19 protein-coding genes are annotated in these 22,185 nt (G+C 55.2%); 12 read left to right on the top strand and 7 right to left on the bottom strand.

Translation table 11 applies throughout. The features are described from left to right. Positions 1-939: a 1-phosphofructokinase gene (gene fruK / locus ACTJJI_RS08290; protein ID WP_440653600.1), complete on the bottom strand. Its 939-nt coding sequence runs from the start codon at positions 937-939 to the stop codon at positions 1-3. Beyond that, positions 939-2,069, bottom strand: a complete 1,131-nt coding sequence (gene fruB / locus ACTJJI_RS08285) for a fused PTS fructose transporter subunit IIA/HPr protein (RefSeq protein ID WP_063412499.1) — start codon at positions 2,067-2,069, stop codon at positions 939-941. The genes fruK and fruB overlap by 1 nt, the downstream gene beginning before the upstream one ends. 357 nt (positions 2,070-2,426) lie before the next feature. Here fruB and setB point away from each other — a divergent pair, with 357 nt between their 5' ends. Continuing rightward, the gene (gene setB / locus ACTJJI_RS08280) at positions 2,427-3,608 is read left to right on the top strand and encodes a sugar efflux transporter SetB (RefSeq protein ID WP_440653599.1); all 1,182 of its coding nucleotides are present in this window, start codon (positions 2,427-2,429) and stop codon (positions 3,606-3,608) included. Here setB and ACTJJI_RS08275 read toward each other — a convergent pair. Next, positions 3,605-3,859: a YkgJ family cysteine cluster protein gene (locus ACTJJI_RS08275; RefSeq protein ID WP_014832705.1), complete on the bottom strand. Its 255-nt coding sequence runs from the start codon at positions 3,857-3,859 to the stop codon at positions 3,605-3,607. The genes setB and ACTJJI_RS08275 overlap by 4 nt on opposite strands. Positions 3,860-4,023: 164 nt before the next feature. Between ACTJJI_RS08275 and yeiP the strand changes: the two genes are divergently transcribed. Continuing rightward, on the top strand, positions 4,024-4,596 hold the full coding sequence (yeiP, locus tag ACTJJI_RS08270) for an elongation factor P-like protein YeiP (RefSeq protein ID WP_008500940.1): 573 nt from the start codon (positions 4,024-4,026) through the stop codon (positions 4,594-4,596). Positions 4,597-4,713: 117 nt separating this feature from the next. Here yeiP and uxuA read toward each other — a convergent pair whose 3' ends face one another. Continuing rightward, on the bottom strand, positions 4,714-5,904 hold the full coding sequence (gene uxuA / locus ACTJJI_RS08265) for a mannonate dehydratase (protein WP_014832706.1): 1,191 nt from the start codon (positions 5,902-5,904) through the stop codon (positions 4,714-4,716). 205 nt (positions 5,905-6,109) lie between these two features. Between uxuA and ACTJJI_RS08260 the strand changes: the two genes are divergently transcribed. The 9 genes from ACTJJI_RS08260 to yejF all read left to right on the top strand — a co-directional run bounded on the left by ACTJJI_RS08260 (position 6,110) and on the right by yejF (position 17,704). Then, entirely contained in the window at positions 6,110-7,576 is a 1,467-nt protein-coding gene (locus ACTJJI_RS08260; protein ID WP_440653598.1) for a mannitol dehydrogenase family protein, read from the top strand. Positions 7,577-7,699: 123 nt separating this feature from the next. After that, complete coding sequence (locus ACTJJI_RS08255; protein WP_014832708.1) at positions 7,700-8,686, top strand: CobW family GTP-binding protein; 987 nt, start codon at positions 7,700-7,702, stop codon at positions 8,684-8,686. 33 nt (positions 8,687-8,719) lie between these two features. Beyond that, on the top strand, positions 8,720-9,433 hold the full coding sequence (locus tag ACTJJI_RS08250; RefSeq protein WP_440653597.1) for a phosphatase PAP2 family protein: 714 nt from the start codon (positions 8,720-8,722) through the stop codon (positions 9,431-9,433). Positions 9,434-9,849: 416 nt separating this feature from the next. Next, a complete protein-coding gene (mepS, locus tag ACTJJI_RS08245) occupies positions 9,850-10,419 on the top strand; it encodes a bifunctional murein DD-endopeptidase/murein LD-carboxypeptidase (RefSeq protein ID WP_014170930.1) in 570 nt (189 codons plus the stop codon). 128 nt (positions 10,420-10,547) lie between these two features. After that, positions 10,548-12,104 (top strand): cyclic di-GMP phosphodiesterase, encoded by a 1,557-nt coding sequence (locus tag ACTJJI_RS08240; RefSeq protein ID WP_046888306.1) that lies wholly within the window; start codon positions 10,548-10,550, stop codon positions 12,102-12,104. Positions 12,105-12,178: 74 nt separating this feature from the next. After that, entirely contained in the window at positions 12,179-13,984 is a 1,806-nt protein-coding gene (locus ACTJJI_RS08235; protein WP_125364590.1) for an extracellular solute-binding protein, read from the top strand. A gap of 9 nt (positions 13,985-13,993) precedes the next feature. After that, on the top strand, positions 13,994-15,088 hold the full coding sequence (locus ACTJJI_RS08230; protein WP_014832712.1) for a microcin C ABC transporter permease YejB: 1,095 nt from the start codon (positions 13,994-13,996) through the stop codon (positions 15,086-15,088). Next, a complete protein-coding gene (locus tag ACTJJI_RS08225) occupies positions 15,088-16,113 on the top strand; it encodes an ABC transporter permease (RefSeq protein WP_014832713.1) in 1,026 nt (341 codons plus the stop codon). Before ACTJJI_RS08230 ends, ACTJJI_RS08225 begins: the two co-directional genes overlap by 1 nt. A 1-nt stretch (position 16,114) precedes the next feature. Further along, a complete protein-coding gene (gene yejF, locus ACTJJI_RS08220; RefSeq protein WP_440653596.1) occupies positions 16,115-17,704 on the top strand; it encodes a microcin C ABC transporter ATP-binding protein YejF in 1,590 nt (529 codons plus the stop codon). A 3-nt stretch (positions 17,705-17,707) separates the two neighbouring features. Here yejF and ACTJJI_RS08215 read toward each other — a convergent pair whose 3' ends face one another. The 3 genes from ACTJJI_RS08215 to rsuA all read right to left on the bottom strand — a co-directional run bounded on the left by ACTJJI_RS08215 (position 17,708) and on the right by rsuA (position 20,250). Further along, entirely contained in the window at positions 17,708-18,052 is a 345-nt protein-coding gene (locus ACTJJI_RS08215; protein WP_014832715.1) for a YejG family protein, read from the bottom strand. Between the two features lie 278 nt (positions 18,053-18,330). Further along, on the bottom strand, positions 18,331-19,527 hold the full coding sequence (locus tag ACTJJI_RS08210) for a Bcr/CflA family multidrug efflux MFS transporter (protein WP_046888303.1): 1,197 nt from the start codon (positions 19,525-19,527) through the stop codon (positions 18,331-18,333). Between the two features lie 15 nt (positions 19,528-19,542). Continuing rightward, on the bottom strand, positions 19,543-20,250 hold the full coding sequence (gene rsuA / locus ACTJJI_RS08205) for a 16S rRNA pseudouridine(516) synthase RsuA (protein ID WP_014832717.1): 708 nt from the start codon (positions 20,248-20,250) through the stop codon (positions 19,543-19,545). A 151-nt stretch (positions 20,251-20,401) separates the two neighbouring features. Between rsuA and ACTJJI_RS08200 the strand changes: the two genes are divergently transcribed. Beyond that, positions 20,402-22,159 (top strand): DEAD/DEAH box helicase, encoded by a 1,758-nt coding sequence (locus ACTJJI_RS08200; protein ID WP_440653595.1) that lies wholly within the window; start codon positions 20,402-20,404, stop codon positions 22,157-22,159. The last annotated feature ends 26 nt before the right edge of the window (positions 22,160-22,185 follow it).

Genomic DNA, 22,185 nt, shown 5'->3' with positions numbered 1-22,185 from the left:
TTAGTTAAAAGGTTTTAAGTCAACGCGCGCCATCATCGCGGCTAACTGGGTACGATCGGTAATGCCGACATTGCTCTGACTCACGGCCAGGGCAGCAACGGCGGTGGCAAGACGTAAAGTATGTTCACTGGATTCGCGCATCAGCAGGCCGTAGATCAGACCGCCAACCATCGAATCCCCGGCGCCAACGGTGCTGACAACGTCAACCGACGGCGGTTTGGCGATCCATTCGCCAGACGCGTTAACCCACAACGCCCCTTCTGCACCAAGCGAAATCACCACGTGAGCGATACCCTGCTCGCGCAGCGCATGGGCAGCGTCAATCACATCTTTTAATTCTGGCAGCTTCCGGCCAGCCCAGATCTCCAGTTCACGACGATTAGGCTTAACCAGCCACGGCGACGCTTTCAGACCGGCAACCAGCGCATCACGGCTGCTGTCAAAAATGATGCACGGGCACTGGCTGCGCAGACGCGTCATCCAGTCGGTGAAGGCTTCCGAGCTTACGCCGGAGGGCAGACTGCCGCTGACGCACACCATGTCAAACTGGCCCAGCCAGGTCAGGGAATCGTTAACAAAACGCTCCCAGTCAGACGGCGTCACTTCAAAGCCAGAGAAGTTCAGATCGGTCACTTCCCCGTCTTTCTCCGTCAGTTTGACGTTGATACGGGTACGGCCCTGAACAACCTGGAAACGGTTAGCAATACCCAGCTCGCTGAACAGCTGCTGGAAACCATCCTGGTTATCTTTACCGAGGAATCCCCCCACGGTGACATCGATACCGAGATCCTTGAGCACTTTCGCGACGTTAATCCCTTTGCCCGCAGCATGCAGGCCAGTGGTACGCACAAGGTTTACTTCGCCGCGCTCAATCTCCGGGCAAAACCCTACCAGGTCATAAGCCGGGTTCAGCGTAATAGTCGCAACACGTCTGCTCATTATGCACCCTCCCCCAGACCCGCCGCGATGGCATCGCCAATCGCTTTCAGCGCTTGTTCAGCATCCGCACCCTGCGCGGTGAAACGCAGACGGTGACCTTTCTTCACGCCCAGCGCGACAACTTTCATCAGACTACGACCATTGGCCGCTTTGCCCGTGCCATCAAGGTTAGCCACGGTGATCTCACTTTCGAATTGTTTAATGGTATTCACCAGCATGGTACCCGGACGGGCATGCAGGCCGTGCTCGTTACGCACAACGAACTCTGCGCTCAGCACATCATCCGTCAGCGCATCATCACTGGTCAGCAGTGCCAGCACGGTGGCGGCATCAGCGTTCAGCAGTTTTTCAGCTTTGTTGTTCAGCAGCAGATCGCCCAGACGCTTCAGCACGGAAACCGGCTGGTCATCGGTCATGGCGACGGTCACCAGCAGCGCAGCGCTTTCACCGTCGACGTCAAAGGCGTTTGCGGCACGGCTCACCGCAATGGCGCTCCGCAGGTTGCCTTCAGCACTGTCGTTCAGCCAGATTCCCTGGCCCAGATTAAGAGGCTTATCGTTAATGACGCGGGTGACAAAGGTAGCGTCTGCCGCCCCGGCTTCTTTCAGGCGTCCTGCGTTCAGGGCCTGCAGCGTCACCAGGTCCGTCGCGGCAACATCCAGCGTCAGCGTGTCGTTATCCAGTTTCAGCGCTTCGCTCTGTTTCTCGCCCATCAGCAGAGCGCGCAGCTCTTCAGCGGTGGTGGCAGATTTAAGCTGTTCGGCCACAGAGTCATCGCTCAGCACGTGCGTCAGCTGACGCAGCAAACCTAAGTGCTCGTCGCTGCTGGCCGCGATGCCGATAGCCACGTATGCCACCTGCCCGTCACCCCACACTACGCCCTGCGGGAACTGATAAACCTTAACGCCGGTTTTCAGCACCTGGTCGCGGGTGTCAGTGGTGCCGTGCGGAATGGCGATGCCATTGCCAAGGAAGGTCGAGGTCTGCTGCTCACGCGCCAGCATGCCATTAACGTAGCCTTCAGCCACGTTTCCGGCCTGCACAAGGGCAGCGGCGACCTGGCGAATAGCCTCTTCTTTGTTCCCGGCCTGAGCGCCCGGGTGGATATCCTGTACAGATAACTGGAACATGGTTCTCCTCTCCTGCTGAAATTGAATCGTTTCAGCTTAAATGAGAAAAAATGCGCTAGCCTGCTCCGTTTGTTAAAACAAGATAGCGCTGAAACGTTTCAAAAAGTCTTGCGCTTTCTGCAAGACGTTGCAAGGAAAGTTACATTTCTGATTGCAGAATTTAGAGATGCAGCACATTTCTTCCTCGTTGAGCTGAATTTTGCTGACGGTCAGCAAATCAGTTTCAGCTAAGGTCAGCGGCATGCAAATCTGAAATGCCATTTTGATTATTCGTGGCGAAATTGACCGCACCCTCTGTTTATTTTCTGACTCGCGACGTACACTCCGCGTCTCCTTAAAACTCACCGATTGTGAAACATGCATAACACGCCCGCCGCCGTCTCGCCGAAGCCCTTTGATTTCACCTCAACGGCATTTTTGATTGTTGCCTTCCTGACCGGCATCGCCGGTGCGCTGCAGACCCCTACGCTGAGCCTGTTCCTGACCAATGAAGTCCATGCGCGCCCGGCGATGGTGGGCTTCTTCTTTACCGGAAGCGCCATTATCGGCATCCTGGTGAGCCAGTTTCTGGCGGGGCGCTCGGATAAAAAAGGCGATCGTAAAAGTCTGATCGTTTTTTGCTGTCTGCTGGGGGTGTTCGCCTGCGTCCTGTTTGCCTGGAACCGCAACTATTTTGTTCTGCTGTTTATCGGGGTGTTTCTGAGCAGTTTCGGTTCAACGGCGAATCCGCAGATGTTCGCCCTTGCCCGTGAGCATGCCGACCATACCGGGCGCGAAGCGGTGATGTTCAGCTCCATTCTGCGTGCGCAAGTGTCGCTGGCGTGGGTGATAGGCCCGCCGCTGGCTTACGCCCTGGCGATGGGGTTTGGTTTTACGGTGATGTACCTGAGTGCGGCTGTCGCCTTTGTGGTGTGTGGCACCATGGTGTGGTTCTTTCTGCCGTCGATGCGTAAAGAGCCAAAAGTGGCGACGGGTGTGCTGGAGGCACCGCGGCGTAACCGTCGTGACGCCGTGCTCCTCTTTATTATCTGTACGCTGATGTGGGGCACCAACAGCCTGTATATCATTAATATGCCGCTGTTTATTATTGACGAACTGCATCTGCCCGAGAAGCTCGCTGGCATCATGATGGGTACCGCGGCCGGGCTTGAAATTCCCACCATGCTGATTGCTGGCTATTACGCGAAGCGTTTCGGGAAACGTTTTCTGATGCGTATCGCCGCCGTCGCCGGGCTCCTGTTTTATATCGGCATGCTGACGGTACATACGCCGGGGCTGTTGCTGGCTTTACAGCTGCTGAACGCCATCTATATCGGCATACTCGCCGGGATTGGCATGCTCTACTTCCAGGATCTGATGCCGGGCCAGGCAGGCTCCGCCACCACCCTTTATACTAATACCACCCGCGTGGGCTGGATTATCGCAGGCTCAATGGCCGGTGTGGTGGCCGAGATCTGGAACTATCACACGGTGTTCTGGATTGCGCTGGTGATGTGCACCCTGACGATAGGCTGCCTGACAAGAATTAAAGACGTTTAAGGTGCGGTGAGCGCTTCCAGATCAAGCAGGTACGTCATCGCCTGCGCGCGCGTGCTGCCGCACATCTCAGCGGAGGGCTGCAGCCCGGAGCACACCTTCGGGCGCAGAGGCGAACCAAAGATCTTGCACAGGTTGGTTTCAGAGAGCTGAACGCAGCGGGTATTGGCAGGCTTGCCCTCCGGCATTCCTGGAATGGGGCTTGAAATGGACGGTGCGGTACAGCACGCGCCGCAATCGGGACGACAATCCATAAATGCTCTCTATCGGTGACGAATACCCGCGCAGTCGGGTATCGCGTGCACAGTAACACCTTTTGCGTATTGATAGCAAAAGCCACGAATTCCGCTTGCCTGAAAGGCCGCGCACGAGTAATTTGGCGCGATATTTTTTACCTCCCGTAGACAGGATTACTGCAATGCCAAGAGCGAACGAAATTAAGAAAGGTATGGTACTGAATTACAACGGCAAACTGCTGATTGTGAAAGATATCGATATTCAGGCCCCGAGCGCCCGTGGTGCAGCAACGCTGTACAAAATGCGTTTCGCCGATGTGCGTACCGGCCTTAAAGTGGAAGAACGTTTCAAAGGTGATGATATCGTTGATACCGTCACTCTGACCCGTCGCTATGTCGATTTCTCCTATATCGACGGCAACGAGTATGTATTCATGGATAAAGAAGATTACACCCCGTACATCTTCACCAAAGATCAGATTGAAGAAGAGCTGCTCTTCATTCCTGAAGGCGGTATGCCGGACATGCAGGTTCTGACCTGGGACGGCGTGCTGCTGGCGCTGGAACTGCCGCAGACGGTTGATCTGGAAATCGTTGAAACGGCACCGGGCATTAAAGGCGCGTCAGCCAGTGCACGTAACAAACCAGCGACTCTGACCACCGGTCTGGTGGTACAGGTGCCTGAGTACCTGTCCGCCGGCGAGAAAATCCGCATTCATATCGAAGAAAAACGCTATATGGGTCGTGCTGACTAAGTGGTGTATCTGCCGGGTGGCGGCTTCGCCTTATCCGGCCTACGAAAAAACCGGCCTGAGAGCCGGTTTTTTTGATTTTGTAGGCGCGGTAAGCGTAGCGCCACCGGGCAACAGAACTTACAGAAGCTCAGGATACTTCGTCATCTTCAGCGCCAGCTCTACGCCGCGCACTTCTGCCATCCCTTTCAGACGGCCAATTGCCGAATAGCCCGGGTTGGTTTTCTTGCGCAGATCGTCCAGCATCTGATGCCCATGATCCGGACGGAACGGGATAGGACGTAAATCACCCGCCTGCTTACGCCGTGACTCTTCTGCCAGAATGGCATCCACCACCGCCACCATATTCACATCACCGCCCAGGTGTGCCGCTTCGTGGAAGGTTTTCGGGTTCTCTTCGCGGCAGGTTGCACGCAGATGCGTGAAGTGAATGCGATCGCCGAAGGTTTCGATCATCTGTACCAGGTCGTTATCCGCACGCACGCCGTACGAGCCCGTGCACATGGTAAAGCCGTTATAAATGCTATCGACCGTCTCTTTCAGCCACTGCATATCTTCGAGGGTAGAAACGATACGCGGCAGACCGAGGATCGGGCGCGGAGGATCGTCCGGGTGCACGGCCAGACGAACGCCCGCCTCTTCCGCCACCGGTACAATCGCGCGCAGGAAGTAGGCCATGTTTTCGCGCAGCTGATTTTTATCGATATCACCGTACTCTGCCAGACGAGCGCGGAACTGATCCAGCGTGTAGCCCTCTTCAGCGCCCGGCAGGCCGGCGATGATATTGCGGGTCAGCTTTTCAATGTCAGCTTCACTTGCTGCGCTAAACCATGCGCGCGCCTGCTGCTGCTCTTCCGGCGTGTAATCGGCTTCCGCGCCAGGGCGCTTCAGAATGTGCAACTCAAATGCCGCAAAGGCGATCTGATCAAAACGCAGCGCTTTTGAACCGTCAGGCATCTGATACTCAAGGTCAGTGCGCGTCCAGTCCAGAATCGGCATGAAGTTGTAGCAAACGGTATCAATACCACAGGCCGCCAGGTTGCGGATGCTCTGCTGATAGTTGGCAATCCAGGTCTGATACTCGCCGGAATGAGTTTTGATATCTTCGTGAACGGGAATACTTTCTACAACAGACCAGGTTAATCCCTTTTCCGCCAGCAGTGCCTGACGCTTTTGAATTTCCTCTATCGGCCACACCTGACCATTAGGAATATGATGCAGCGCCGTGACGACACCCGTTGCGCCAGCCTGACGCACATCATCAAGAGAAACCGGATCGTTCGGCCCGTACCAACGCCAGGTTTGTTCCATTGCCCCACCCTCTCAAGTTGTTATACCAATATATGTTACTGCGATGACGACTACCATACATGTTTAACGAGAAGGGTCAATACAGCGCCACACATTGATTGATCAAACTCACATAACCGCGATAATTACGGCTTACCAATTCTTTTTGTTGTCATATAACTTTACACTGGCATTGTTAATTAATGGTTAATCAGGTGTGTATTTCATGAAGACAATTGCCTCCACCTCACTTCCTGCCCATGTTCAGCAACCGCGCTACGATCGCACGCATCTGCGCTCGCGCATCGTCCATTTCGGCTTTGGTGCCTTTCACCGCGCGCATCAGGCGTTGTTGACCGATCGCGTGCTGAATGCCAAAGGAGGCGACTGGGGCATCTGTGAGATCAGCCTCTTCAGCGGCGATGTGTTGATGCGCCAGCTCCGGGTCCAGGATCATCTCTTCACCGTGCTGGAGAAAGGCGCGGAGGGCAACCAACCCATTATCATTGGGGCCGTGCATGAATGCCTGAACGCAAAACTGGATTCGCTGGCCGCCATCATTGAGAAATTTTGCGAGCCGCAGGTGGCTATCGTTTCGCTCACCATCACTGAGAAAGGCTACTGCATCGACCCCGCCACCGGGAAACTGGATTTGCAAAACGCCCGCATCGTTCACGACCTGGAAAATCCCACCGAGCCGCATTCCGCCCCGGGGATCATTGTCGAAGCGCTCCATCGCCGCCGTGAACGCGGCTTACCCGCCTTTACGGTGCTTTCCTGCGATAACATCCCTGATAACGGCCATGTGGTGAAAAATGCCGTTCTCGGAATGGCTCAGAAACGCGCTCCTGAACTGGCCGGGTGGATTGATGACCATGTTAGTTTTCCGGGAACGATGGTCGACAGGATTGTGCCCGCCGCCACCGACGCCTCACTGGCGGAAATCGCGCAGGAACTGGGTGTTGACGATCCGTGCGCCATCAGCTGCGAGCCCTTTATTCAGTGGGTCGTGGAAGATAACTTTGTCGCCGGACGCCCGGAGTGGGAAGTGGCAGGCGTGCAGATGGTGCAGGACGTTCTTCCGTGGGAACAGATGAAGCTACGCATGCTCAACGGCAGCCACTCTTTCCTGGCGTATCTGGGCTATCTCGCCGGGTATGCGCATATTAATGAATGTATGGAGGATGAGGCGTTTCGTCAGGCCGCGCGACGCTTAATGCTGGATGAACAGGCCCCCACGCTGCGTATCACCGGCGTTGACCTGACAGCTTACGCCGACAGCCTGCTCGATCGTTTTGCTAACCCGGCACTGCAGCATCGCACCTGGCAAATCGCGATGGACGGGAGCCAGAAGCTGCCTCAGCGCATGCTGGATGGGATCCGTATTCATCTGGAGCGCAAAAGTGCATGGCCATTGCTGGCGCTGGGCGTGGCGGGCTGGATCCGCTACGTCAGCAGTACAGATGAACAAGGCAATACGATTGATGTCCGCGATCCGCTCAGCGACAAAATTCGTGCGAAGGTTGAAGCCAGCAATGACGCAAACCGCGTTACCGCTCTGCTGACGCTGAGTGAAGTTTTTGGTCATGACCTCGCGCAAAACCCCGTTTTTGTCGAGGCGGTGCGCCAGGCATACCAACGTATTGCCCGCTTCGGGGCGCGCCAGGCTGTTATCGAAACGTTAAATCTTTAACGTTTATTGCGCTTAAGGCGAACGGACATGCGCTCCGTTTGCCCTTCCTCTTCTCATTGCGCCCTTTTTTCGTCAGGATGAGAGATAATTGTTACATCATCACAATTATCTACCGGAGCGCACGTGACCAGGACCAACCTTATTACCGGTTTTCTCGGTAGCGGGAAAACCACCTCGATTCTCCACCTGCTGGCCAATAAAGATCCGGCAGAAAAATGGGCCGTGCTGGTCAATGAATTCGGTGAAGTCGGTATTGACGGCGCGTTACTGTCTGACAGCGGCGCCATGATCAAAGAGATCCCGGGCGGATGCATGTGCTGTGTGAATGGCCTGCCCATGCAGGTGGGGCTGAACACGCTGCTGCGTCAGGGTAAACCCGACCGCCTGCTGATTGAACCGACGGGGCTTGGCCACCCGAAGCAAATTCTTGATTTACTCACCGCACCGGTTTACGAGCCGTGGATAGACTTACGCGCCACGCTTTGCCTGCTCGACCCGCGACAGCTGCTGGATGAAAAAGCGGTGGCCAACGACAACTTCCGCGATCAGCTCGCCTGCGCAGATATTATCGTCGCAAATAAAGAAGATCGGGCTACGGCTGAAAGCCAGGCGGCATTCGATGCCTGGTGGCAACATTTCGGGGGCAACCGTCAGCGGGTGCAAACCACTCAGGGGAAGATGGATGTCGCCCTGCTCGACCTTCCTCGTCTGAACCTCACCGAGCTGCCAGCCAGTGCGGAGCATGCGCATAGTCATCCCGCAAAGCAGGGTCTGGCAGCGTTGAGTCTGCCTGAACACCAGCGCTGGCGGCGTAATCTGAACAGCGGTCAGGGCTATCAGGCCTGTGGGTGGATCTTCGATGCGGATACCGTTTTCGACACCATAGGCGTACTGGAGTGGGCAAGACTGGCGCCGGTCGATCGCGTTAAGGGGATTATGCGCACCCCCGACGGCCTGGTGCGTATCAACCGTCAGGGTGAAGATTTCTTTATTGAAACGCAGAATGTTGCGCCCCCGGATAGCCGAATAGAGTTAATTAGTGCGGTTAACGCCGACTGGAATGCCCTGCAGTCCAGCCTGTTGAAGCTTCGTTTAAGTTCGGGCGGCTAACGTTGCCCCTGATTTCCCTGTATGCTGAATGTTATGACAACTCGAATTCCCCTGATTTTGCTGCTCAATGTCGCCGGACTGGCGCTCTTTTTCTCCTGGTATATCCCGGTGGATCACGGTTTCTGGTTTCCGCTGGATTCTGCCATCTTCCATTTCTTTAACCAGGCGCTGGTGAAGAGTGATGCCTTCCTGTGGCTGGTGGCGATTACCAATAACCGCGCGTTTGACGGCTGTTCGCTGGTGGCGATGGGCTGTCTGATGCTCTCTTTCTGGCTGAAAGAGGACAAAACCGGGCGTCGCCGCATTATGATTATTGGTCTGATGATGCTGCTGCTTGCCGTAGCCATTAACCAGTTGGCTACGGCCATTATTCCGGTCAAGCGCTCAAGCCCAACGCTCTTCTTTACCGATATTTATCGCGTCAGCGAATTGCTGCATATTCCGACGAAAGATGCCTCAAAGGCCAGTTTCCCTGGCGATCACGGCATGATGTTGCTTATTTTTTGCGCAGTCATGTTGCGCTATTTCGGCAGAAAAGCGTACGCAATAGCCCTGATTATTTTTGTGGTTTTCGCCTTCCCTCGCGTAATGATTGGCGCACACTGGTTCACCGATATTGCCGTGGGTTCGCTCTCCGTTGCGCTGATTGCGTTGCCCTGGTGTCTGATGACGCCACTGAGCGACCGAATAATAGCGTTGTTTGATCGCTATCTCCCCGGTAAAACGCAACAAGTATTAAACAAATAACTAACCTAAATTAACGCTCGCTATCAGGGATCATCGCGATCCCTGATAGATCTCCCGCCCACGATCGTTTCACCCTGTCATATTCCTGTCATCAGCTTCATGATAAAAATGAAGCAATTGCGTGATTAAGCGTCGGATCTGACTGCATTTTAAGCAATGACGGATTTTTACTTTCTGTATCACAATTTCTTATAAAAAAAAGGCTTTTTTTACTCGCAATAGCCCTGGCAATCGGTTAATCTCGAACTCGTTTTGCCCCATAGAGATAATTATTTCCTTGGTGAATAAATTTGTGCGCTGCGCCACAAATGTGACCAGAAAGAATTGTCTCATTGTGAACAGATAATTAGTCTCGTCACGTTTGGCATTTTTATAACGATATTTGTCGTTAAGGACTTCAAGGGAAAATAAACAAAATGGTCAAATCTCAACCGATTTTGAGATACATCTTACGGGGGATCCCGGCGATAGCAGTCGCGGTACTGCTGTCTGCATGTAGTACATCGAACACCGCAAAGAATATGCATCCTGAGACGCGTGTTGTGGGAATGGAAGATTCCTCGTCACTGCAAGCCTCTCAGGATGAATTTGAAAATATGGTGCGTAATCTGGACGTGAAGTCCCGTATTATGGACCAGTATGCTGACTGGAAAGGCGTGCGTTATCGTCTGGGCGGCAGCACCAAAAAAGGTATCGATTGTTCCGGTTTTGTACAGCGTACTTTCCGTGAGCAGTTTGGGTTAGATCTTCCGCGTTCAACCTATGAACAGCAGGAGATGGGCAAGTCGATTTCACGTACAAAACTGCGCACCGGTGACTTAGTCCTGTTCCGTGCCGGTTCTACGGGTCGACATGTCGGCATCTATATTGGTAATGACCAGTTTGTGCATGCCTCCACCAGCAGCGGTGTGACCATTTCCAGCATGAACGAGCCATACTGGAAGAAGCGCTACAACGAAGCGCGTCGCGTACTGACCCGCAGTTAATATGATGATTGTATCGTGGGTTATCCCTTGGCTGGCGATATGATGAAAAAAAGACACTGCTTCGGCGGTGTTTTTTTTTGCCCGTTACACTGAATACATCCAGCGGCAATTCAGGAATCACGACGTCTATGTTCACCCGCTACTTTTCCAGTAATCGCAAAATACTTCTCCTCAGCGTTATTACGGGTCTGGTCATTGCCCTGCTTCTCGGATCCCTGCAATTTTTCTGGAGTTACCACAAGCGGGAAGTGCGGTTCGACACCCTGATTACCGATGTGAGTCTCTATATGGAGAGCTATTTCGATGAGTTGAAAACCTCTATCGATGTCCTACAGCCCCTCACGCTAAACAGCTGCCATGACGTGAATGCCGAGCTGACGTCGCGCGCGGCCTTCAGTCTCAATGTGCGTGCGTTCTTACTGGTCAGGGACAAAATAGCCTTCTGCTCGTCGGCCACCGGGCCGATGAATAGCCCGATGGAAGAACTTATACCCGAGCTGCACATCAACAAGCAGATTGATATGGCGTTACTGCCGGGCACCCCTATGTTGCCGAATAAACCCGCCATTGCCATCTGGTACCGAAACCCTCTGGTTAAAGACGGCGGGGTATTTACGTCAGTTAATCTCAATCTGACCCCCTATCTGCTTTATACCGCGCGTCAGGATGACTTCGCAGGGATTGCCATCATCATCGGCGACATGGCGCTGTCTACAATGTCCAGCACCCTGGTCAGGGCGAAAGATTTACATGAAGTGCCCGAGCGTACCGCCACGCTTAAAGCAGTGCCGTTGACCGTCAATCTGTACGCCGAAAAGTGGACGAGCGACGAAATCCTCTTCGCCCTGTTCTTCGGGCTGGTGTGCGGTATTGCGGCAGGATCGCTTAATTTCTATATCCTCACCATCCGCGTTAATCCCGGCAAAGAGATCCTCAGCGCCATTAAGCGCGGCCAGTTTTATGTGGTCTATCAGCCCGTGGTGGATGCAAAAGATCTTAAAATGCGGGGGGTTGAGGTCCTGATGCGCTGGAAGCACCCTACCATGGGTGAGATCCCACCTGATGCCTTTATCAATTTTGCTGAAGCCCAGCAGCTGATTGTTCCGCTCACGCTGCATCTGTTTGACCTTATCATTCACGATGCGCCGGTATTACAGACACAGTTACCGCCTGGTGCGAAACTCGGTATTAACATCGCGCCGGGGCATCTGCATGCAGACAGTTTTAAAGATGATATGCGCACGTTTAAAGATTTACTCCCGCCGGATCACTTCCAACTGGTGCTGGAAATTACCGAGCGCGACATGCTCAATCATCGTGAAGCCAACAACCTGTTCGAATGGCTGCACAACGAAGGGTTTGAGATAGCGATTGATGATTTCGGTACCGGCCACAGCGCGCTGATCTATCTTGAGCACTTCACCATGGACTACATCAAAATTGACCGGGGTTTCGTTAACGCCATTGGGACAGAAACCGTCACCTCCCCGGTGCTTGATGCCGTGCTGATGCTGGCCAGACGGCTCAATATGTCCACCGTCGCGGAAGGCGTGGAGACACCGGAACAGGCAGCCTGGTTGCGCGAACATGGCGTTAACTTCCTGCAGGGATACTGGATTAGCCGTCCGATGCCGCTGGCGCAGTTCCGTGAGTGGCGGCCTGACCTGTCGCCCGCTGGCGAATAATTTCACATTGCCCGTGACGTCACTTATTATTCAGCTTAACTGAGCCGGTCTGTTAAAGAGGGAGCCGCCGCGAGATGTTTATGCGCTTCATACTGTTGCTGTTGGCACTGACGCCCCTGTCCAGCCAGGCGCAAACCATCAAAGAAGACGTTGCGTTTGCCGTGATTGGTGAACCGAAATACGCGGTGAATTTCACCCATTACGATTACGTTAACCCTGCCGCGCCGAAAGGCGGGAATGTGACGCTCTCCGCCACGGGCACGTTCGATAACTTTAACCGCTTTGCCCTGCGCGGTGTGGCCGCGGCGCGCACCGAATCTCTCTACGATACCCTGTTTGTCACCTCTGATGATGAGCCCGGCAGTTACTACCCGCTGATCGCCGAAAACGTGCGGTATGCGGATAATTTCGCCTGGGCAGAAATTTCACTTAACCCGCGGGCACGTTTTCATGACGGCACGCCGGTCAGGGCAAGCGATGTCGCCTTTACGTTTCATAAATTCATGACCGAAGGCGTTCCCCAGTTCCGCATTGTCTACAAAGGCGCGTCGGTCCGGGCCATCGCACCGCTCACGGTGCGCATTGAACTCAGCGAGCCAAATAAAGAGAATATGCTGAGCCTGTTCTCCCTGCCCGTGATGCCTGAATCGTTCTGGAAATCCCATAAATTGAGCGACCCGCTCTCCACTCCGCCGCTGGCAGGAGGCCCGTACCGCATCACCGACTGGCGCATGGGGCAGTATGTGGTCTACTCCCGTGTAAAAGACTACTGGGCCGCCAGCCTGCCGGTAAACCGGGGGCGCTGGAACTTCGACACCCTTCGCTATGATTACTACCTGGACGATAACGTGGCTTTTGAGGCCTTTAAGGCCGGAGCTTTCGATTTACGCCTGGAGAGCAGCGCCAAAAACTGGGCCACGCGCTATATTGGCAAAAACTTCGCCAACGGCTACATCGTCAAGGACGAGCACAAAAATAGCTCTGCCCAGGACACGCGCTGGCTGGCGTTCAATATTCAGCGTCCGGTGTTTAACGACCGCCGGGTACGTCAGGCCATTACCCTGGCCTTTGACTTTGAGTGGATGAACAAGGCGCTGTTCTATGGTGCCTACAGCCGCGCTAACAGCTATTTTCAGAATACCGAATACGCGGCGCGCGCTTACCCCAATGCCGACGAGTTGACGCTGCTGGCCCCCTTCAAAGCACAATTGCCGCCGGAAGTTTTTACCTCCGTGTTTGATCCCCCCACCTCCGATGGCAACGGCTTTGATCGTGACAATTTGCTGAAAGCAAGCAAATTGCTGGATGAGGCCGGTTGGGTCCTGAAAAATCAAAAACGGGTCAATGCTCAAACGGGAAAACCGTTGAGCTTCGAGCTCCTGATCGCGTCCGGGGCAAACGATCAGTGGGTTTTGCCGTTTAAGCACAACCTGGCCCGGCTGGGGATCATAATGAACATACGCCAGGTGGATATTGCCCAGCTCACCAACCGCAAACGCAGCCGGGATTACGATATGATGCAGAGCCTGTGGCCCGCGCAGCCCTGGCCCAGCTCCGACCTGCAGATCTCCTGGGCGTCCAGTTACATCGACTCCTCGTACAATGCGCCGGGGGTAAAAAGCCCGGTCGTTGACGCGCTAATTGCAAAGATCGTGGCGGCACAGGGCGATAAACAGAAGCTCCTGCCATCAGGACGCGCCCTCGACAGAGTGCTCACCTGGAACTACTACATGCTGCCCATGTGGTATATGGGTGAAGATCGTCTTGCCCGCTGGGACAAGTTTTCGCTGCCTGCCGTGCGCCCGATCTATTCGCTGGGCTTTGATACCTGGTGGTATGACGTTAACAAAGCCGCCAGACTCCCTGCTGAGCGGCGATAAGGAATCATCATGGGTGCGTATCTAATCCGCCGTCTCCTGCTGATCATCCCAACCCTGTGGGCCATCATCACCATTAACTTCTTTATTGTGCAAATCGCGCCCGGCGGCCCGGTCGATCAGGCGATTGCGGCCATTGAATTTGGCACCAGCGGCGGGATGCCCGGCGGTGGCGGAGAAGGAATGGGCGCAAGCCACGCCAGAACGGGCGTGGGGAATATCAGCGAAAGCCATTATCGCGGCGGCCGTGGGCTGGATCCGGAGGTGATTGCCGAGATCACCCATCGCTATGGCTTTGATAAACCGATTCACGAGCGCTATTTCAAAATGCTGTGGGATTATGTCCGGTTTGATTTTGGCGATAGTCTGTTCCGCAGTGCCTCGGTCTTAACCCTGATCAAACAAAGCCTGCCGGTGTCGATCACCCTGGGACTGTGGGGAACGCTGATTATCTACCTGGTCTCTATACCGCTTGGGATCCGTAAAGCGGTCTACAACGGCAGCCGCTTTGATATCTGGAGCAGTACGTTCATTATCATCGGCTATGCCATTCCGGCGTTTCTGTTCGCTGTGCTGCTGATTGTCTTTTTTGCCGGCGGCAGCTATTTCGATCTCTTCCCGCTGCGGGGGCTAGTATCCGCCGATTTCAGCACCCTGCCGTGGTATCAGAAAATCACCGACTATCTCTGGCATATCACGCTGCCGGTGCTGGCAACGGTGATTGGCGGATTTGCCGCCCTGACCATGCTGACCAAAAACGCTTTTCTTGATGAGATCCGCAAGCAGTATGTCGTCACCGCCCGCGCGAAGGGCGTGGGTGAAAAACAGATCATGTGGAAGCATGTGTTCCGCAACGCCATGCTGCTGGTGATTGCCGGATTTCCGGCCACGTTCATCAGTATGTTTTTTACCGGCTCGCTGCTCATTGAGGTGATGTTCTCGCTTAACGGTCTGGGGCTGTTGGGCTATGAAGCCACCGTGTCGCGTGATTACCCGGTGATGTTTGGCACACTCTACATTTTCACTCTGATTGGCCTGCTGCTGAATATCGTCAGTGATATCAGCTATACGCTGGTCGATCCCCGAATCGATTTTGAGGGCCGATGATGCCGCGTTTAAGCCCCGTCAATCAGGCCCGCTGGGCCCGTTTTCGCCACAACCGTCGTGGCTACTGGTCGCTGTGGATCTTTGCCGTCCTGTTTGTGTTAAGCCTGTGCTCAGAGCTGATTGCCAACGATAAACCCCTGTTGGTGCATTTTAACGACCGCTGGTATGTTCCGGTGCTTAACAACTACAGTGAGAGTGACTTTGGCGGCCCGTTTGCGACACCGGCGGAGTATCAGGATCCGTGGCTGCGCCAGCAGATTGATCAACACGGCTGGGCACTGTGGGCCCCGATTCGTTTTGGCGCCAACAGTATCAATTTCGCCACCACGACCCCCTTCCCTTCTCCCCCGTCCACGCAAAACTGGCTGGGAACGGATGCCAACGGTGGCGACGTGCTGGCGCGTATCCTCTACGGTACCCGAATCTCGATCCTCTTTGGGCTGATGCTGACGCTCTTCTCCAGCGTGATGGGCGTGGTGGCAGGAGCCGTACAGGGCTACTATGGCGGTAAAATTGACCTCTGGGGTCAGCGCGTGATTGAGGTGTGGTCAGGTATGCCAACGCTGTTTCTGATCATCCTGCTTTCAAGCGTGGTGCAGCCAAACTTCTGGTGGCTGCTGGGGATCACCGTGTTGTTTGGCTGGATGGCGCTGGTAGGCGTCGTGCGCGCAGAATTTCTGCGCACCCGTAATTTTGATTATATTCGTGCCGCGCAGGCACTGGGCGTGAGCGACCGTGGGATCATCTTCCGCCATATGCTGCCGAACGCCGTGGTAGCGACACTGACCTTCCTGCCGTTTATTTTGTGCAGCTCCATCACCACCCTCACCTCGCTCGATTTTCTGGGCTTCGGACTACCGCTCGGCTCCCCGTCGCTCGGCGAGCTGTTGCTGCAGGGCAAAAACAACCTGCAGGCGCCATGGCTGGGCATTACAGCCTTTCTTTCCGTGGCGGTACTGCTTTCGCTGCTGATTTTTATTGGCGAAGCCGTGCGCGACGCCTTCGATCCCAACAAGGCGGTGTAACATGACGCAGCCCCTTCTCAGTATCGATAATCTGTCGATTGCCTTTTCGAAACAGGGTGAGACGCGCACCGTGGTCAGCGATCTGTCGCTGCAGATCCAGCGTGGCGAAACGCTGGCGCTGGTGGGGGAATCCGGCTCCGGCAAGAGCGTCTCGGCACTCTCCATTCTGCGCCTGCTCCCCTCTCCGCCGGTGAGCTACCCGCAAGGGGATATTCTGTTTCACGGCAGCTCGCTGCTGCACGCCGACGAACAGACCCTACGGGGCGTCCGCGGCAATAAAATTGCGATGATTTTTCAGGAGCCGATGGTCTCACTCAACCCGCTGCATACCCTGGAAAAACAGCTTTACGAAGTGCTGTCCCTTCACCGTGGCATGCGCAAAGAGGCCGCACGCGGGGAAATCCTCGACTGCCTCGACAGAACCGGCATCCGCAACGCGGCAAAACGGCTGAGCGATTTTCCGCATCAGCTTTCCGGCGGTGAGCGCCAACGGGTGATGATTGCCATGGCGCTGCTGACGCGCCCGGAACTGTTGATTGCCGATGAGCCCACCACCGCGCTGGACGTCACGGTGCAGGCACAGATTCTGCAGCTGCTGCGGGAGCTACGTAGCGAGCTGAACATGAGTCTGCTGTTTATCACCCATAACCTGAGCATTGTGAAAAAGCTGGCCGACAGCGTCGCCGTGATGCAAAACGGACGCTGTGTTGAGCAGAACACCGCCGCCTCACTGCTGAATGCGCCTCAGCACCCGTATACCCGGCGGCTGCTCGACAGCGAACCCTCTGGCGATCCGGTGCCTCTTCAGGGGAACAGCGTGCCATTGCTCAACGTCGAGGGGCTGTCTGTCTCCTTTCCCATCCGCAAAGGTATTCTGCGCCGCGTGGTCGACCAGAACGCCGTGCTGAAAAATATCCGTTTTTCACTGCGTCCGGGCGAGTCGCTGGGCCTGGTGGGTGAGTCGGGCTCGGGCAAAAGCACCACCGGCCTGGCACTGCTGCGTTTGATCGCCTCGCAGGGCGAAATCCTGTTTGACGGCATGCCGCTGCACCGCTGGAACCGTCGGCAGATGCTGCCGGTGCGTCCCCGCATGCAGGTGGTGTTTCAGGATCCCAATTCTTCGCTCAATCCAAGGCTGAGTATTTTGCAGATCATTGAGGAAGGGTTACGCGTCCATCAGCCTGCCCTGACGGCTCTGCAACGTGAAAACGAGGTCACGCGAGTGATGGCGGAGGTGGGGTTAGATCCCGAAACCCGGCATCGCTACCCGGCTGAATTTTCTGGCGGACAGCGCCAGCGCATCGCCATTGCCCGCGCACTGATCCTTAAACCGGAGCTGATTATCCTGGATGAACCGACCTCCTCGCTGGACAGAACCGTGCAGGCACAGATCCTGACCCTGTTAAAAGGGTTACAGGAAAAGCACCGGCTGGCCTATATCTTTATCAGCCACGATCTACAGGTGGTGCGGGCGCTATGTCATCAGGTGATCGTGTTGCGGCAGGGAGAGGTGGTCGAGCAAGGTGAGTGCCAGCGCGTATTTACTGCACCGACGCAGAGCTACACGCGCCAGCTGTTATCGGCAGACTAGCGCTCAGAAGGGATACTGGCCCGAGAAAGGCTCAGCTATGGCAACGCCAAAGTTTTTCAGGCGGCAGGTCGCGGCAAATTCATCCTGACTTTTTACAAACAGACACGGCTCGCCTTCACACTCCAGCACGGAGCTGTCCACTTCGATATCCGTCAGCGCCTGGCTTAAGCGCTCCATGACCGGCCATGCGTTTTCATCGCTCGGGCTAAGCAGTTTGAGCGCGACCAGACAATTCTCGCAACCTGCAACGTTTTGCGGAATCGGTTCAACTTTCGAACCTGCAAAACCCGCCGACCAGCGATAGCTCTGGGGCAAGCGATGGACTATGGAGAGTTGTAATGTATTCACGTTCGATCCCCGGAAGCAAATTTACTTCACAATTTATTTACATTTATAGTAACACATCATCGCCAACCTGCACTATTCAGCGCTTTTTTATAGGTATTCAGGCTCGCGTCGGCGCTATATGTACCCGTTTCTGCGATCTAACTCAACCTTTTTAAATACAATGATGTGACTTTTTACATAAATAGATTTTACATAAAAGAAACAAACAAGGGGTAAACGAACGCAGGTTTGGTTGATATGGGTCAACAAAAAGGCCCGTATCGGGCCTGATGTGCAGATTAATGCGGGGCTTTGCGTGGCCGGCTGGCGTAAAGACAGAAGAGAATAGAGCTGGTGGCGCAGAACGCCATCGCCCACAGCATTGGCCAGGCCGTGTTAAAGGTCGCCATTGAAAGTAGCGCCCCCACTACCGCACCTATCCCGAAGCGGAATGTCCCCGCCAGCGATGACGCGGTGCCTGCCATATGTGGGAACTCGTCGAGGATGACCGCCATCGCGTTGGAGGAGATCATCGAGACACAGCCAACAAAGACAGCAACCCCCACCACCAGCGCCCAGAAGCCCACGCCGAGAAACGCGCTGACCACCAGCCAGATAGCTATCACAAACTGGATCCACAGCCCGGCACGGAACATGTTCAATGCCCCAATCCGGCGAACAAAGCGGCTGTTAATGATGGTCATGATGAACAGGAACACAATGTTCAGCGCAAAGTAATACCCAAAGTGCTGCGGTGAAACGTGGTTCAGCTCAATATAGACAAACGGCCCGGCACTCAGGAAGGAGAACATCCCGGCAAAGCTGAAGCCGCTTGCCAGCATGTAGCTCAGCACCCGTTTGTGGCGAAACAGCGAGGCAAAATTCCCCATCGTGGTACGGATGTGGAATTTCTGGCGGCGCTCGACGGCCAGCGTTTCATCAATAAAGAAGAAAATCATCGCCGAGGCCAGCAGTGCGGCAAGCGCCAGGATCCAGAAAATGGCATGCCAGCTGAACCATACCAGCACCGCACCACCGGCCATCGGTGCCACCAGCGGCGCAATGGTGGTGACCAGCATGACGAATGACATCATGCGGGAGAACTCTTCTTTCGGGTAGATGTCACGCATCAGGGCGTTAATCACCACGCTTGCCGCGGCCGCCGCAAGACCGTGGAAGAAACGCATCACGATCAGCTGATCGATACTCTGTGCCAGCGCGCAGGCCACGGCTGCGGCTGCAAAGATCAGCGTTCCGCCCAGAATAACCGGCTTACGCCCGAGGCTGTCAGCCATCGGGCCATAAAACAGCTGGCCGAGGGCAAAACCGAGAATATAGGTGCTGAGCGTCATCTGCGCGCTGCCTGCCGGTACGCCAAACTGCGCCGAAATCACCGGCAGCGCAGGCAAATACATATCAATCGACAGCGGCATCAACATGGCCAGCAGGCCAAGAATGAACACGATTTTGAAAGACGAGTGTGGCCTGGTGGTCACAGGGTTCTCCTGAAATTAATGCGCGGGCAGCCCCACGCTGGCGATCTCTTCTTCCGTCAGCGGGCGATATTCGCCGGGCGCCAGGTCGGGATCGAGTTCAATTGCCCCAATGCGTTCGCGATGCAGACCCACAACGTGGTTACCCACCGCGGCGAACATACGTTTCACCTGATGGTAACGCCCTTCGCTGATGGTCAGACGGACTTCGGTCGGGGTAATGACTTCCAGCACCGCCGGTTTGGTGAGGTCTTTTTCATTATGCAGCTGAACGCCTTTGGCAAATTGTTCTGCCGTGTCATCTGCCACCGGCGATTCCAGCGTCACCAGATAGGTTTTTTCACAGTGATGACGCGGAGAGGTAATGCGGTGGGACCACTGACCGTCATCGGTCATCAGCACCAGTCCCGTGGTGTCGATATCGAGGCGGCCAGCCGCATGCAGCTTGTGGGCAACCGGTTCGTCGAGGAAATATAGCACCGTCGGGTGATCCGGATCGTCCGTAGAACAGACGTAGCCTTCCGGCTTATTGAGCATGAAATAGCGCGGACCGTGCTGCTGGGTCAGCGGATTGCCGTCATACTCCACCTGGTGGTCAGGTTGCAGTTTGAACGCGCTGTCTCTCACAATGTCGCCATCCACGGTAACGCGGCTGGCGCGGATCTCGCGCCCGGCAATAGCGCGGCTTACGCCGAGTTGCTGAGCGATAAACTTATCAAGTCGCATGAAATCTTTTTAGCCTTAATGGTGCTGGAAGTCGGACAATGCGTCCGAAAAAGAAGCAGTCAGGAACGGTTCAGTATAATGGTCTGGTTGCGCCACTCAAGGGAAAAAGTTTCGTGGCATACTATATGCGGCATAACGATACAGAGACCCCATGACTTTTACACTTCGTCCTTATCAGCAGGAAGCCGTTGACGCCACCCTGGCCTGGTTCCGCAAACACCGTGAGCCAGCAGCCATTGTGCTCCCGACTGGCGCAGGCAAAAGCCTGGTGATCGCCGAACTTGCCCGCCTGGCGCGCGGCCGCGTGCTGGTGCTGGCGCACGTCAAAGAACTGGTTGCGCAAAACCATGCCAAGTATTGCGCGCTCGGTCTGGAGGCCGATATCTTCGCCGCCGGGCTGAAGCGCAAAGAGAGCCACGGCAAAGTGGTGTTTGGCAGCGTGCAGTCTGTGGCCCGCAACCTTGACCTGTTTCGCAGCGAATTTTCGCTGCTGATTGTTGACGAGTGCCATCGCATCAGCGATGACGACGATAGCCAGTATCAGCAAATCCTCACTCACCTGAAAGAGGTGAACCCTCACTTACGCCTGCTGGGCCTGACGGCGACCCCGTTTCGCCTGGGTAAAGGCTGGATCTATCGCTTTCATTATCACGGCATGGTGCGAGGGGATGAGAAGGCGCTGTTCAGCGACTGTATCTATGAACTTCCGCTGCGCTATATGATTAAACATGGCTACCTGACACCGCCTGAACGGCTCGATATGCCGGTCGTCCAATACGATTTCAGCCGCTTACAGGCGCAGAGCAACGGCTTATTTAGTGAAGCGGATCTGAATCAGGAGCTGAAAAAGCAGAAACGCATCACGCCGCATATTATCAGCCAGATTGAAGAGTTCGCTGAAACGCGCAAAGGGGTGATGATCTTTGCCGCCACCGTAGAGCATGCGCGCGAAATCACCGGCTTACTGCCCGCTGACGACGCGGCGCTGATCACCGGCGAGACCCCTGGCCCGGAGCGTGACAGACTGATTGAGGCGTTTAAAGCGCAGCAGTTTCGCTATCTGGTAAACGTCTCGGTGCTCACCACCGGGTTTGATGCCCCCCACGTCGATCTGATTGCCATTCTGCGTCCGACCGAATCGGTCAGCCTGTATCAGCAAATCGTCGGCCGTGGTCTGCGTCTGGCCCCCGGTAAAACCGACTGTCTGATCCTCGATTACGCCGGTAACCCGCACGATCTCTACTCGCCTGAAGTGGGTACGCCGAAAGACAAAAGTGACAACGTGCCGGTGCAGGTCTTTTGCCCTGCCTGTGGTTTTGCCAACACCTTTTGGGGCAAAACAACGGCTGACGGCACGCTGATCGAACACTTTGGCCGCCGCTGTCAGGGCTGGTTTGAAGATGATGAAGGGCATCGCGAGCAGTGCGATTTCCGGTTCCGCTTTAAAAACTGCCCCCAGTGCAACGCCGAAAATGATATTGCCGCCCGCCGCTGTCGCGAATGTGACACGGTTCTTGTCGACCCTGATGACATGCTGAAGGCCGCGCTGAAGTTAAAAGATGCGCTGGTGCTGCGCTGCTCTGGCATGGCGCTGCAAGCGGGTGCGGATGAAAAAGGCGAATGGCTGAAAATCACCTATTACGATGAGGACGGCGCCGACGTCAGCGAGCGCTTCAGGGTGCACACTCCGGCACAGCGCACGGCCTTCGAACAACTCTTTATCCGCCCGCATACCCGCACGCCGGGCGTACCGCTGCGCTGGATAACCGTCGCAGACATCGTTCACCAGCAGGTGCTGCTGCGCCATCCTGATTTTGTGGTCGCCCGTAAGAAAGGCCAGTACTGGCAGGTCCGTGAAAAGGTGTTTGACTATGAAGGTCGTTTTCGACGGGCCAACGAACTGCGGTAATGACAGGCAGGCCTTGAATAGGAAAC

Origin of the sequence: Enterobacter sp. 22466 (assembly GCF_052044775.1) — a bacterium.
GTDB classification, from domain to species: Bacteria; Pseudomonadota; Gammaproteobacteria; order Enterobacterales; family Enterobacteriaceae; genus Enterobacter; species Enterobacter dissolvens.
Note: the sequence above shows the minus strand (reverse complement) of the source record. Positions and strands in the feature narration are given on the sequence as shown.